Origin of the sequence: Microvirga makkahensis (assembly GCF_009830105.1) — a bacterium.
Taxonomy (GTDB): domain Bacteria; phylum Pseudomonadota; class Alphaproteobacteria; order Rhizobiales; family Beijerinckiaceae; genus Microvirga; species Microvirga makkahensis.
Window position 1 is genome coordinate 335,302 of record NZ_WURB01000002.1, and the last position, 12,885, is coordinate 348,186.

Annotated in this window: 11 protein-coding genes; 5 read left to right on the forward strand and 6 right to left on the reverse strand. The window is 61.4% G+C overall.

Annotated elements, in window-relative coordinates:
• Window positions 1-69: 69 nt before the first annotated feature.
• Entirely contained in the window at window positions 70-969 is a 900-nt protein-coding gene (locus GR328_RS04475) for a hypothetical protein (protein WP_160883315.1), read from the reverse strand.
• Window positions 970-1,731: 762 nt separating this feature from the next.
• Here GR328_RS04475 and GR328_RS04480 point away from each other — a divergent pair.
• The 4 genes from GR328_RS04480 (at window position 1,732) to GR328_RS04495 (ending at window position 5,716) form a co-directional block, all read left to right on the forward strand.
• The gene (locus GR328_RS04480; RefSeq protein ID WP_343039283.1) at window positions 1,732-2,310 is read left to right on the forward strand and encodes a hypothetical protein; all 579 of its coding nucleotides are present in this window, start codon (window positions 1,732-1,734) and stop codon (window positions 2,308-2,310) included.
• Between the two features lie 731 nt (window positions 2,311-3,041).
• On the forward strand, window positions 3,042-3,860 hold the full coding sequence (locus tag GR328_RS04485; RefSeq protein ID WP_160883316.1) for an ABC transporter ATP-binding protein: 819 nt from the start codon (window positions 3,042-3,044) through the stop codon (window positions 3,858-3,860).
• Window positions 3,857-4,648, forward strand: coding sequence for an ABC transporter permease (locus GR328_RS04490; protein WP_160883317.1), 792 nt, complete (start codon window positions 3,857-3,859; stop codon window positions 4,646-4,648). The genes GR328_RS04485 and GR328_RS04490 overlap by 4 nt, the downstream gene beginning before the upstream one ends.
• Before the next feature lie 45 nt (window positions 4,649-4,693).
• Window positions 4,694-5,716: an ABC transporter substrate-binding protein gene (locus tag GR328_RS04495; RefSeq protein ID WP_160883318.1), complete on the forward strand. Its 1,023-nt coding sequence runs from the start codon at window positions 4,694-4,696 to the stop codon at window positions 5,714-5,716.
• 130 nt (window positions 5,717-5,846) lie between these two features.
• Here the strand turns inward: GR328_RS04495 and GR328_RS04500 are convergent, their stop codons facing one another.
• Complete coding sequence (locus GR328_RS04500; RefSeq protein WP_205789727.1) at window positions 5,847-6,377, reverse strand: ureidoglycolate lyase; 531 nt, start codon at window positions 6,375-6,377, stop codon at window positions 5,847-5,849.
• A gap of 450 nt (window positions 6,378-6,827) precedes the next feature.
• Complete coding sequence (gene aptA, locus GR328_RS04505) at window positions 6,828-8,165, reverse strand: omega-aminotransferase AptA (protein WP_160883319.1); 1,338 nt, start codon at window positions 8,163-8,165, stop codon at window positions 6,828-6,830.
• Between the two features lie 153 nt (window positions 8,166-8,318).
• Here aptA and GR328_RS04510 point away from each other — a divergent pair, with 153 nt between their 5' ends.
• Window positions 8,319-8,867, forward strand: a complete 549-nt coding sequence (locus tag GR328_RS04510) for a cupin domain-containing protein (RefSeq protein WP_160883320.1) — start codon at window positions 8,319-8,321, stop codon at window positions 8,865-8,867.
• Window positions 8,868-9,242: 375 nt separating this feature from the next.
• Here the strand turns inward: GR328_RS04510 and GR328_RS04515 are convergent, their stop codons facing one another.
• From GR328_RS04515 to GR328_RS04525, 3 genes are all read right to left on the reverse strand, one after another.
• Complete coding sequence (locus GR328_RS04515; protein ID WP_160883321.1) at window positions 9,243-10,022, reverse strand: FadR/GntR family transcriptional regulator; 780 nt, start codon at window positions 10,020-10,022, stop codon at window positions 9,243-9,245.
• Entirely contained in the window at window positions 10,019-11,521 is a 1,503-nt protein-coding gene (locus tag GR328_RS04520; RefSeq protein WP_160883322.1) for a M81 family metallopeptidase, read from the reverse strand. Before GR328_RS04520 ends, GR328_RS04515 begins: the two co-directional genes overlap by 4 nt.
• A gap of 85 nt (window positions 11,522-11,606) precedes the next feature.
• Window positions 11,607-12,860 (reverse strand): M20 family metallo-hydrolase, encoded by a 1,254-nt coding sequence (locus GR328_RS04525; protein WP_160883323.1) that lies wholly within the window; start codon window positions 12,858-12,860, stop codon window positions 11,607-11,609.
• Window positions 12,861-12,885 lie beyond the last annotated feature (25 nt).

Genomic DNA, 12,885 nt, shown 5'->3' on the forward strand with positions numbered 1-12,885 from the left:
TCACAGGCTGCATTCCCGCCTGGAAATGAGGGAGCCCGCGCGAAGGCGCGAGCTCCCGTGTCACTTGGGCTACGCCACGTCGGCGTCGTCGATGGAGCTATTCCCGCCCACGACCGACATATCAACGCCGTTGTACTGGATGTTCGCGCCCATCACGATGTTCTGGGTGAACGCCTCCAGGTTGGCAACACCGTCGGCCGAGGCGGTGGCAGTGGCGCGATCATCGAAGTCATCGCCGCCGCGTGCATAACCGCCGTCGGAGTTGGCGTCCTGCTCGAAGCGGGCGTCGTTCTCGACCTCCGCCCTGTACAGGGTGTCGTTGTCCTTCAACTCGCTGACCTGAGCGATGTTGAACATGGCATCGTTGCCCGAGCCTGTGAGCACACCGTCACCGATGGCGGTCAGGACATCGAAATCGAGACCATCGAGCTCCAGCCAGTCGTCATCCGAGTTGTAGCTGTCCTCGATCTCGGAGACGGTCTTCGAGATATCGACCTCGAGACTGTTATAGCTGTCCTCGATCTCCGTTTCGTTCTTGGTGTTGTAGCTGTCTTCGATTTCCGTTTCGGTCTTGGTGTTGTAGCTGTCTTCGATCTCCGTCTCGGTCTTGGTGTTGTAGCTGCCTTCGATCTCCGTCTCGGTCTTGGAAACGTCGATGTCGTTGTAGCTGTCTTCGACCTTGGACTCGGTTTCGGTTTTGACGACGTCGATATCCACACCGAGCGTGTTATTGCTGTTCGACGTGTTGTTGCTGTCACGGATGTCGTCGTCCGAGACGTTGACCGTCTTGTTCTCGACCTCGTTCACCGTCACCGTCTTGTACTCGGTGTTGTTATGGCTGTTTGACTCGTTGTAGCTGCCGGTGTCGTTGCCGACATTCTCGATATCGTCAACGGCCACGGCCACGCCCAGAGCTGCGGCGACAGAACCGGAGTTGGTGTTGCGGGCGTCAGAAGAAGGATGTCCCATTTGAGTGCTCTCTTTCACGAGGGCACAGCTTTCCCTTTCGTCGCTGATCATCTACGTCTGCGACGGGCAAGGTCGGCTGGTGCCTATAATTGGAATTTGGGAGTGATGGATATGATTCCCGGGATCCCGCTAAACGCAAGGGCCCAGGGAAAAGCGTATGCTGAACGTCTCGATTCTGATTCCGGGCAGATCCTCTCCTTTGCGTTGAAGTCCTCGTATCGTCGGACACAACCTCCCTAGACACGCGTCCTCGTACGGCGTCCTGCAGGCAGCGCGCCGATACAAAGACATCAAACCTAGGGGTACTGTCTCGACCCCTGAAGCAGGGGCGACAACAGCTGGCTTCCAACAATGCAGGGGCCAGTTATCAAAACGAGCGGCCTTGACAGCGCACGACCGCATCAACTGATAAGCTGTTTGAAGAGAACTGAATTTTAGGAAGGCTTCCTAAGCAGCTGCGCCCCAACCAGCAGTTAAATCCTAGGAAGACAAAGCTAGTGGATCAACTGCCCATATCAGATAGGGGGCATTGCAAAGGGGTTAAGTCATTAGGGGGAAGACTATTGTCCAACACTACTTGTTGTACTGTTAGAATTTTCTTCGAGACGCGTTGACATACTTCTTTCGGATAGTTCCTTGCACCAGCCCTCTCTTGCTCAATCAAATTTTTGAGTAAAGATGCAGGAAGTGAATTGACGCTCTCGCACCGAGAGCGTGTCCAAGATCGCCACTTGCATGTGCGTTCAGTCATTGGAGGAATCTGTGCCGACTCGCTTGCCGCCCCGACCTGGCTTTGAGGCCATTGAAGCCGCAGCACCGGAGACTGCCAGTCGGCGCACCCTGATCTTGGCATTGATCGGGAACATCAGCTTCAGCTGGTCCAATAACGAGAGCATGTTCATCTACGTGCTGATGCTGCTTCTCGACATAGACCAGACCTCCGCGGCGATCATCTTCTCGACTCTGAACACGACACGCGCGCGGCTCGATCTGGTACAACGGCTCGCGGCTGCGAACATCGCCGACAAGCAAGTAGCCTCTCAGCTTGAGAACCTGGTTGAGCGCTTTAACGCCTGCACCAAGATCCGCAACGAATTCAATCACTGTATGTACGCTCTCAATGACCTTGGAGAAATCACTCACACCCATTCGATGAAAATCAGCGAGGTTCGCGGGCGCCTGAAGTTTGGCGCAGTCAGACCCGTCGATGACGACCGGCTGAAGGAAATGCAGGGTATCATCGGCGATCTGAAGGCGCTTAATCGGGATTTGTGGAACTTCCTGCCGGTATTGGAGAATCATGTCGCCCGAAAGGGAGAAGCGGTTCGCCAGAGAGGCTGAAGGCGAAAATCTGGTGCGGCTGCGGGGCTTCATCGCGCCCGGAACGGTTCGTTAATCGGAGGGAGCGCACCCAGAACGAGGATCTGATCTATGCCCATAGATCCCGTCACGGGTCCTGACTGGGTTGGTGGGAAAATCCGAGAGCGTCCACTCGTCAACCGCTCAGAGCTGAACATCCAGTGGGGCGCGGTCGATCACCAGGTCCGGATCCGGAGGGATAGACTCGGCCGCCGATCGCTGTTTGCCCGAAAAGAACTCCCCATCGAAGGGAGCCCGAAATAGGGCCAGACTGCGTGAGCGATGATCACAGGCGGGAAGCGGTGCGGGATTGCTCATATGGGCTCATCTACACGCCTTGTCCCCCTACGCCGGTCGATGCGGTAACGCCGCTCGAACGACAGGCGACCGACGCCCGCAATCCGCAGCAGTTGCTCCCAGAGTAATTTCATCCGCTCGTTTCCTAAGCATTGGGTAATGCCACTCACTCTCCCGGCTCAGGTCTGGATTTGCGACGCGCCCGAACCGGCATGTAACTCTCCAACAGATCGGCGGCGTCATCGGCACAACCAGCCGGTGCACATCATTCTTTCGAGGCGCAAAGCGCAGGACGCCTGAGCAGCAAAGCTATGGACAAGCGGCAGCCTGCGGGTGGGCCTGCTCTTGCTATAGAGAAGCGAACCTTTAGGATGGCGCCAAGCGCCGCTCACAGGCGCAGGAAACGCTCAGTTCTCATGCCTGCATCATCGACCACCTCAGCCGTTTCGCTCCTCAGCGTCGCCATCACCTTCGGGCCGAAGGTGGGAGGGTACACGGCTGTGAAAAACATCGACCTTACAGCGGCCCCGGGAGAGTTTATTGCGATTGTCGGGCCAACCGGCTGTGGTAAATCCACCCTGCTCAACGCGTCTGCGGGGCTGCTCAAGCCATCCCATGGCGAAGTCGAGATCTTCGGTGCACCTCTGGAGGGTCTCAACAGCCGGGCCGGCTATCTCTTTCAGCAGGACGCGCTGATGCCTTGGAAAACGGCGCTTCAGAACGTGGCCGTGGCCCTTGAGCCCCAGGGCGTTTCCCGCCGGGAGGCCGAGCTGAAAGCCCGTGAATGGTTGCGGCGTGTCGGACTCGCCGCCTTCGTCGACCGCTACCCGCATATGCTCTCAGGCGGCCAGCGGAAGCGGGTTGCACTCGCGCAGATGCTGATCCGCAATCCCGAGATCCTCCTGATGGACGAGCCCTTCGGCCCGCTCGATGCCCAGACCCGGCAGATCATGGGCAATCTGCTGCTGGAACTCTGGGCTGCCGATCGCAAAGCTGTTCTCTTCGTCACACACGATCTCGAAGAGGCAATTGCCCTGGCTGATCGAGTGGTGGTCATGTCGGCCGGTCCCGCGTCCCATATCATCGGAGAGTTTCCCGTGCCGCTGCCACGCCCGCGCGACATTGCCGAAGTGCGGCTTGAGCCAGCCTTCCATCACATCCATAAGGAGATCTGGGCAAGCCTTCGCACCGAGGTGCAGAAGGCCTATGCACAGGGAGAGGAAGCCTCCCCATGAACCGCTTGAAGTTGATCCTGCTTCAGGTTGCCGTAGGCCTCGGCTTCTTGTTGCTCTGGCATGTCTTGACCGCCTATCCCATCCTTGCGCCGACGCGGCAGACGCAGTTCTTCTTCTCGACACCTCTGGATGTGCTTGCGAGGGTCTGGAAGGAATTCGCTTCCGGCGAGATATGGCGACATCTCGGGATCACGCTCTTGGAAACCATTCTTGCCTTCGCCTTCGGCGCCGGTGGCGGAATCCTGTTCGGCTTCCTGTTCGCTCGCCGCGAGCTGCTCGCCGCCGTGTTCGATCCTTACATCAAGGCGGCAAATGCATTGCCACGCGTGGTGCTCGCGCCGATCTTCGCGCTCTGGTTTGGGCTGGGTATATGGTCGAAGGTGGCTCTCGGATTCACCCTGGTCTTCTTCATCGTCTTCTTCAACGTGTACCAGGGCGTGCGCGAGGTCAGCCCTGTCGTGCTGGCCAATGCCAGGATGCTCGGCATGAACGAGCGTCAGCTCCTGCGGCATGTCTATTGGCCGGCGGCGCTGACGTGGATGTTCTCGTCCCTGCACACCTCCGTAGGGTTCGCTCTTGTCGGCGCAGTGGTGGGCGAGTATCTCGGCTCGTCCGCGGGACTCGGCTACAAGATCCACGAGGCGGAGAGCGTGTTCGACGTCACCGGCGTCTTTGCGGGCATGGTGATTCTGTCGATTTTCGTGATTCTCATAGACCTCGTGGTGACTCTCGTCGAAAGACGGCTCTTGGTCTGGCGCCCTGCCCCATCGACAAACGGGCAGGGTTAGGCGATCCTTTCATGCACAATCTGTATTCAAACAGGGAGAACTAGGATGGAACGCCGTACATTTCTCGTTGGAACGGGCGCGGCTGCTCTGACTGCCGGACTAAGCCGTAACGCTTTCGCACAGGAGGAGCCTGAAAAGACCAAGGTCACTCTGGGCGTCGGCGGCAAACCGCTGCTCTATTACCTCCCGCTGACGATCGCGGAGCGGAGAGGATTCTTCAAGGACGAAGGCCTGGAGGTGGAGATCAACGATTTCGGCGGCGGCGCCAAATCGCTCCAAGCCCTCATCGGCGGCTCCGTCGATGTCGTGACGGGGGCTTATGAGCATACCATCCGCATGCAGGCCAAGGGGCAGGATATTCGCGCCGTTACCGAGCTCGGGCGCTTCCCGGCCATCGTGATCGCGGTGAAGAAGGACAAGGCGGAGCAGGTCAAATCGGCCGCCGATTTCAAGGGCCTCAAAATCGGCGTGACGGCACCGGGCTCCTCCACTGCGCTCACGACTCAATACGCTATGGTGAAGGCGGGTCTAAAGCCTACCGATGCGGCCTTCATCGGTGTCGGATCCGGCGCGAGTGCGGTCGCCGCCATGCAGAAGGGCGAGATCGACGTGATCTCGCACCTCGACCCGGTGATTTCCAAGCTCGAATCGGATGGGGACATCTCTATCCTGATCGATACACGCACGGAGGCCGGCACGCGGTCGCTCTTCGGCGGCTCGAACCCGGCGGCGACGCTCTATACGACGAAAGACTTCATCGACGCCAACCCGGTGACGACCCAACGGCTCGTCAACGCATTCATGAAGTCGCTCAAATGGCTCCAGACGGCTAAGCCGGAGGATGTCGCCGAGACGGTGCCACCCGAGTATCATCTCGGTGATCGCCCGCTTTACCTCAAGGCCGTGCAAAACTCCCTTGAGAGCTATTCCCGTGACGGCATCATACCGCCTGATGGCATGAAGAGCGTCATGGATATGCTGCAGCAGCTCGACCCCGAGATGAGGGATGCCAAGGTTGATCTCTCCGCGACTTTCGATGGCCGCTTCGTGAAAAAGGCCGCTATTTAGCCGTGGTCCGATCCGGTGAGGAGGGCCGCTTCTGCGAACGCCCTCTGGTCACCCTGTCGTGCAGAGGTCTGCCCGCATTCCAGGGATGCGGGCAGCCGAATGTGTCGGTTAACCTGACGGATATCCCGTCTCACCCGGTGATGTGAAGTTGCCGTACGTCTCTGAGGCTCGTCTCCAGGGCCGGGTGAGCGCCGGAAAGGTGGCTGACGAGATCAAGCGTCGTCGATCGGCGGGTCAACATCAGACATGTGGCTTCCGGCCCACTTGTTCGGGTCGCATGCCAAACACCGGGGCGCATGCAGATTGCGACGCCGGGAGCCAAGCGAAAGGCTCGGAGCGTGGCAAGCTCAGGGGCGCCCTCTTTATCGCTTGTAGCCACGACCTGAATGATCTCTCCGGTCAGCGGCACGACTGCCTGCTGGGTCAGATGATGGACCTCTAAGCGAGTGATCACTCGACTGGCATCGCTGTAGGTCACCCAAAGGATCTCGACCTGCCCATTCGGTCCCGGGTCGAACAGATGCTCCTGCCAGAAGGAAGTCGCGGTATTCCGGTAGGCGGCACCGGATTCAACGGGATATGGCTTGCCAAGCATCCAGCCGAAGGGCGCAACCTCAACCGGATCGGGAAGCCGGACACTCACCGTTGCATCGACTGACATGCCCTTTCTCCCCCTTGTCCGGGCGCAGCTGATCTGGCGCTGGCCATAGCAGGTTAATCATGGGATTCGCATCAGGAGACCTGCGCAGACATGGGCACAAGTCCGTGCGATCAGCGGATTCTTTCACGAGATTTCGCCTGCTCCCAGTCAGAACACGACGGAGAATTCTCATCCCGGAAGCTGCTCTGAAGGGGGCATGGCCGATCCATTCTGATGGACGATGCGCGAGAATTGCGGCTGCGGTCAAGCAACGCGTCCGACCTGCCATCATTCGATCATTGCTCGGCCTTCGCTCAGGGAGAGGGCTACCTTGCGCTCAGCAGGATTGAGGCTGTCATACCCCGGGCCTGTTGGGCCCGGAGCTGTTCCTGGAGATGATACGGATGCTGGATCCAGACATGGCGTCCATCCAATCCGCGGCGATCCCATTCCGGACAAGCGCCGTAGGGATCAGGCGACCTGCTTCAAGACACCTGACAAGGTCTCGATGATTGCATCGATCTGAGAGGTCTCGATGATCAGCGGCGGCGACAGGGCAATGATGTCGCCGGTGATCCGGATCAGCAGCCCTTTCTCGAAACAGTCGACGAAAGCATCGTACGCTCTGCCACCTGGCGCTCCGGCACGACTTTCCAACTCGATGCCGGCGATGAGACCGATGGTCCGGATGTCGAGGACATGGGGCAATCCCTTCAGATTGTGGATCGCCTCGTGCCAGTAGCTCTCGAGCCCGGCTGCCCGGGTGAGCAATTCCTCGTCCTGGTAGATCGAGAGTGTCGCCATTCCCGCAGCGCAAGCCGCAGGATGGCCCGAATAGGTATAGCCGTGGAACAGCTCGATCTGTCCCTCGGGCCCCTGCATCAGCGCATCGTGCACCCTCCGGCTGGCGAACACGGCACCCATCGGAATGGCGCCGTTGGTCAGGCCCTTGGCCGTCGTCACGAGGTCCGGAACGACACCGAAGTAGTCAACGGCGAAGGGCGCACCGAGACGTCCGAAGCCTGTGATGACCTCGTCGAAGATCAGCAGGATGCCATGGCGGTCACAGATCGCCCGCAAGCGCTCGAGATAACCCTTCGGCGGAATGAGAACTCCGGTTGAGCCTGCAACCGGCTCGACGATCACGGCTGCAATCGTCTCGGCTCCATGGAGAGCGACGAGGCGCTCGAGATCATCTGCGAGTTCAGCGCCATGCTCAGGTTGCCCTTTTACGAACGCATTGCGAGCCGGATCGTGGGTATGCCGCAGATGGTCCGTACCCGGGATCTGCGGGAACACGCGGCGGTTGTTGACGATACCACCGACCGAAATGCCCCCGAAGCCGACCCCGTGATAGCCGCGCTCACGCCCAATCAGACGCGTTCTCGTGCCCTGGCCGATGGCGCGCTGATAGGCGATGGCGATCTTCAGGGCGGTATCGACGGATTCCGATCCGGAACCGGTAAAGAATACCCGGTCGAGGCCGGTGCTCGCCCCACCTGGCGCCATGGAGGCAAGCCGCTCTGCGAACTCGAAGGCAATCGGATGCCCCATCTGGAATGAGGGGGCGTAATCCATCGTAGAGAGTTGCCGTCCCACCGCGTCAGCGATCTCGCGACGCCCGTGGCCGGCGTTCACGCACCACAAGCCTGCCGTGCCATCAAGGATCTGACGCCCATCATCGCTCGTATAATACATTCCTTCTGCGCTTGCGAGCAGACGGGGTGAGGCTTTGAACTGGCGGTTCGCCGTGAAGGGCATCCAGTAGCTGTCGAGCCGGACGCTGTTGTGTCTATGAGGAGCATTCATGGCCGTGATCCTTTTCCTGGAGGATCATGGCCATGAGCGGGAGAAGACAACAAGTCCTTTTCTTCACTATGCCAAGATACTGATATTGTTAATCCCGCCAGTGTGTGTTTGTCTTATTTAGAACATACGAAACACACGGGTTGCGGTGACGGGATGGAATTCGATCTTGGCGGTCGGCTGCGTTATGTTCGGGGTCTGCACAATCTGTCCCAACGCGAACTCGCTAAGCGCGCAGGCATCACCAACTCGACGATCTCGCTAATCGAGTCCAATCAGACCAATCCCTCGGTCGGTGCGCTGAAGCGCATCCTTGACGGCATCCCGATCGGTCTGGCGGAGTTCTTCTCCCTGGAGCCGGAGAAGCCCAAACAGGCCTTTTACCGTTCCGACGAGCTGGTCGAGATCGGCAAGGGAAAGATCTCCTACCGCCAAGTCGGGAACAACCTGTTCGGCCGCGCGCTTCAGATCCTGAAGGAACGCTATGAGCCTGGGGCGGATACGGGCAAGGTTCCTCTGACGCATCAAGGCGAAGAGGGCGGCATTGTCCTGAGCGGACGCCTGGAGGTCACGGTCGATGACGAGCGGCGGATACTCGGGCCGGGTGATGCCTACTACTTCGAAAGCTGGAGACCGCACCGGTTTCGCTGTGTCGGCCCGGTGCCTTGTGAGGTCGTGAGCGCCTGTACACCGCCGACGTTCTGACTTGGCATGGTCGAGACGGACGTCGCATCCGGGCTCACGGCGGGCAAGACAATAGGCGGATTCATCACTTTGAGCGGGGCATGCGGGCAACGCGAGGCAGACAGGACAGGACGTGCGTGTGAATGTACTCGCGGCGCGCGGCGTGGGGGATAGCCACGCGGTGAAGGGTCGGATGTTCCGATCATGAGACAGAACTCCCAGACGGCCGGGCACTGACAGGCACCCTCTCTACGCGCCTAGGATTGTCGCCCGTCTGCCGCTCCAAGGTGATCTGCACGACCACGACCGTTTTTGGTAAAGCGTCTCGGGATCGGTTACGTTGAACGAGTGCGATGGAGAGGCGTCACCGCATGGCTCTGCCCCAAGCAGCCGGTCTCAGCCCGTGCTCAGCAGATCGGAGCGGAAGGAGGCGTCGAGGCGCTGCATGAAGCTCTCCGCGCAGCACATGTGCTCGCGCATGATGCGGCTGACGGCGCGGCGGTCCTTGGCGCGGAAGGCGGCCAGGAGGTCGCGGTGGCTTGCCACGTTGTGCTGACCGAAGGCTTCGTGCTCGTCGTAGCGGTCGCTGCGGAACTCGACGAGATCGCGCAGAAGGCCATTCAGGAAGCGGCAGATGAAGGCGAGCAGGGGATTGTCGCAGCTTTCGCAGAGGATGTCGTGGAACTCTATCTCGAGCCGTCGGCCCGAGACACGGTCGCCGCTGTCGCGCGCCTCGACGCATTGCTCAATATTGACCTCCAACCGTTTAAGCTGATCCTCCGTCAGGCGACCGACGACGCTATCCGCTAGGGAGACCTCAAGACTGCGCCGGAGGACGTAGATCTGCTCGAAATCCAGCACCTGGAAATGGAGATAACTGCGCAGCTGCTGCATGGCCGCGTCGGTTGAAACGGGCTGGATCTCGGCGCCACCGTTCGGGCCGGTCTGCATTTTTACGAGGCCCTGCACCTCAAGGGCCTTCAGCGCTTCGCGAAGAGTGCCCTTCGCGCAGCCGTAATGCTGCATCAATGTTTTCTCGTTGGGCAGCCGGTCCCCTGGCTTCAGGCCTTCCCGCGCGATCCAGCGCCTCAGGTCCTCGGCGATCTGGTCCGAGAGCTTCGTGCGCTGCATCCGCCCGCGCCCGCGGACCGGAACGCCTTCCTTCTCGTTTGTCATAGCCTCACAGCCTCAGGTCTCCACGATCCGTCTTGCTGGAGAGGATATACCGGACGAGCGAGCTTCTCGAAACGAAATAACTCATAATTCGAACTCGTCACGCCGCGGCTCGCGCACTCGACGACGGCTCTCGCGATGGGCTCGAAAACGGGGCGGCAATACATGCGGGACTTCAGGATCAGGTAGCGGCACGCACGGGGGTCGAGGCCGACGCTCATGAACACCGCCAGATCCCAGGGCTCGTGAGGCAGCTCGGTGACGAGCACCCGCGCCCGGCCGGTATCCAGAACGGCGGCCCGCCCCATGAAGCAGCGCATTCCCGTGTAGGTCGGACCGCTGATCGTGTACTCGCCGTCGCCCAGGGCGCGCACCATCCCGCCGAGCTCCAGCGGACGCTTGGAGACGCCGATGCGGGGCATCGCCACGCGATTGCCGATCCCAAGCTCGATCCGGGCTCCGACGCCCGCCGCCGTCATCGCCGCCACGGCCTCGGGGTCGCAGATCGGGCCCGCAACGATGTCATCAAGCCCCTGCGCGAGCGCCTCGCCGAGTACGTCCATGGTATCGCAGGTGCCGCCGGACATGCAGTTGTCGCCGTGATCGAGCAGAAGCACGGGACCCTCACCCGCTCGTTCGGCCGCGGCGCGCGCCGCGGCGATCGAATGGTGAAGCGGCTCCTCGTGGTAAACGAACTCGGCACGGCGCTCCCACAGGAGCCCGCCGATCTCACGCGCGATCTCCGCCGCGAGATCGGCCGTCTCTGCGACCGTGACCACCGATACGCCGGCCTCCGGGATGTCGGCAATGGGAAAGCCGCCGAAGACGCTGACGGCCAGCACGCCGGGCCGTTCCTCCGCATTTCTCGCAGCCGCGATCGCATCCTGCATGGCCCCGGGAACGCCGGTATTCATCCTCAGGGTATGGGCGAGTTGCGGTGGGTGGCACCAGGCCCGCTTCGGCGCCAGCCCTCCGGATAGCATACGCCCGACGAGCCTTGCCGCGTGGGCCCCGGTCTCGAACATGTCCACATGGGGATAGGTCTTGAAGCCGATCAGCACGTCGGCATTCGCGACCATGCGCGCGGTGATGTTGCCGTGAAGGTCGAGGGCTACGCCGACCGGCACGTCCGGCGCGACGGCACGGATGCGGGCGAGGAGCTCTCCTTCGCCGTCGTCCAGGCTCTCCGTCACCATTGCCCCGTGAAGATCGAGAAGAACGGCGTCGCACCCCTTCCCAACGGCCTCGACGATGGCCGCCGCCATGGCCTCGAAGGCGTCGTCCGCCACGGGGCCGCTTGGATTGGCGGTCGCGAAGACCGGCGTCGTCACCTCCGCCCCGCGCTCCTCCGCGAAGTCGAGGAAGGCGCCCATCGCCGTGCGGGAGCCCTTGCCGGCCCGCAGGGCATCCGCTCCCCAGCGCGGATCGAACGACGCCAGCGGCGTCGGCACCGGCGAGAAGGTATTGGTTTCATGATTCATGCGGGCGACAACGAAGCGCATGCGGGTCTATCCTTCTGAAGGCGCTGCCCAGCGCCGATGGGTTCCATGCATCCTGATGAAGCGTGAGCCGTTCGCCTGACGCATGTCAGCGCGGGCTTTCCGTCCCGCGCCCGTCGTAGTCGAGAACGGCACCGAGGAGCACCTGCGCCCCGGCCGCGCATTCCTCGAAGGAGGTGCTTTCCTCCTCATTGTGGCTCAGTCCACCCGCGCAGGGCACGAAGATCATGGCCGTCGGCGCGACGCGGGCGACGTAGGCCGCATCGTGGCCTGCGCCCGAGATCATGGGGCGCGCCGGATATCCCGCCGCCTCCGCGCTCCTGCGCACGGATGCAAGGCAATCGGCATCGAACCTGACGGCCGGCGACTCCCACACCGTCTTGAGCTCCACCGCGAGGTTCGTCTTGCGGGCCGTCTCCTCGACGGCTGCCTGGAGCTTCTGCTCCATGACATCGAGGGCGGCATCGTCGGGATGGCGGAAATCCACCGTGAAGAACACACGGCCCGGCACGACGTTGCGCGAGTTGGGCTGAGCTTCGATCAAGCCGACGGAACCCACGGCGGAGGGAGCGTGCTCCAGCGCGATGGCCTCCACCCGGTCGATGAGCCGGGCCGCGCCCACCAGGGCGTCGCGCCGCATGGGCATGGGCGTGGAGCCCGTATGCGCCTCCCGGCCCGTGACGGAAATTTCGTACCAGCGCATGCCCTGCACGCCTTCGACGATTCCGATGGACATCTCCTCCTGCTCGAGGATCGGCCCCTGTTCGATATGCAGCTCGAACATCGCGCCGAACTGGACCGACCCGGCCTTGGCTTCCCCCCGATATCCGATCGCCTCGACGGCCTCGCCGAACGTGACGCCCTGACGATCCTCCCGGCTGTCCGCATAGGCGCGGTCGAACACGCCCGCATAGACGCCGGACCCGAGCATGGCGGGCGCAAAGCGCGATCCCTCCTCGTTGGTCCAGTTCACCAGCATGAGCGGCGCGTTCGTCTCGTAGCCGGAATCCTGAAGGGTCCTGAGGATCTCCAGGCCACCGAGCACGCCGAGCACCCCGTCGAACTTTCCGCCCGTGGGCTGCGTGTCGAGATGGCTTCCGATCGCGATGGGTGGCAGATCTGAGCGCCTGCCGGGTCGAACGGCGAACATGTTGCCGACCTCGTCGACCGTCACGGTGCAGCCGAGCCTCTCGCATTCTGTTTTAAGCCAGTCGCGCACCTGCCTGTCGGCCTCCGTCAGGGTCAGCCGCGAGATGCCGCCCTTCGGCGTTCCGCCGATCCGGGCGGTATCCATCAGGCTGTCCCAGAGACGCCGGGCATCGATTTGGAGATTTGGAATCATTGGTTCTTTACCAGGGAACGTCGGG

Excerpts from the sequence above, each read along its gene's own strand:
- GR328_RS04475 (WP_160883315.1), bottom strand. The coding sequence starts at position 969 with ATGGGACATCCTTCTTCTGACGCCCGCAACACCAACTCCGGTTCTGTC.
- GR328_RS04485 (WP_160883316.1), top strand. The coding sequence starts at position 3,042 with ATGCCTGCATCATCGACCACCTCAGCCGTTTCGCTCCTCAGCGTCGCC.
- GR328_RS04490 (WP_160883317.1), top strand. The coding sequence starts at position 3,857 with ATGAACCGCTTGAAGTTGATCCTGCTTCAGGTTGCCGTAGGCCTCGGC.
- GR328_RS04495 (WP_160883318.1), top strand. The coding sequence starts at position 4,694 with ATGGAACGCCGTACATTTCTCGTTGGAACGGGCGCGGCTGCTCTGACT.
- GR328_RS04500 (WP_205789727.1), bottom strand. The coding sequence starts at position 6,377 with ATGTCAGTCGATGCAACGGTGAGTGTCCGGCTTCCCGATCCGGTTGAG.
- aptA (WP_160883319.1), bottom strand. The coding sequence starts at position 8,165 with ATGAATGCTCCTCATAGACACAACAGCGTCCGGCTCGACAGCTACTGG.
- GR328_RS04510 (WP_160883320.1), top strand. The coding sequence starts at position 8,319 with ATGGAATTCGATCTTGGCGGTCGGCTGCGTTATGTTCGGGGTCTGCAC.
- GR328_RS04515 (WP_160883321.1), bottom strand. The coding sequence starts at position 10,022 with ATGACAAACGAGAAGGAAGGCGTTCCGGTCCGCGGGCGCGGGCGGATG.
- GR328_RS04520 (WP_160883322.1), bottom strand. The coding sequence starts at position 11,521 with ATGCGCTTCGTTGTCGCCCGCATGAATCATGAAACCAATACCTTCTCG.
- GR328_RS04525 (WP_160883323.1), bottom strand. The coding sequence starts at position 12,860 with ATGATTCCAAATCTCCAAATCGATGCCCGGCGTCTCTGGGACAGCCTG.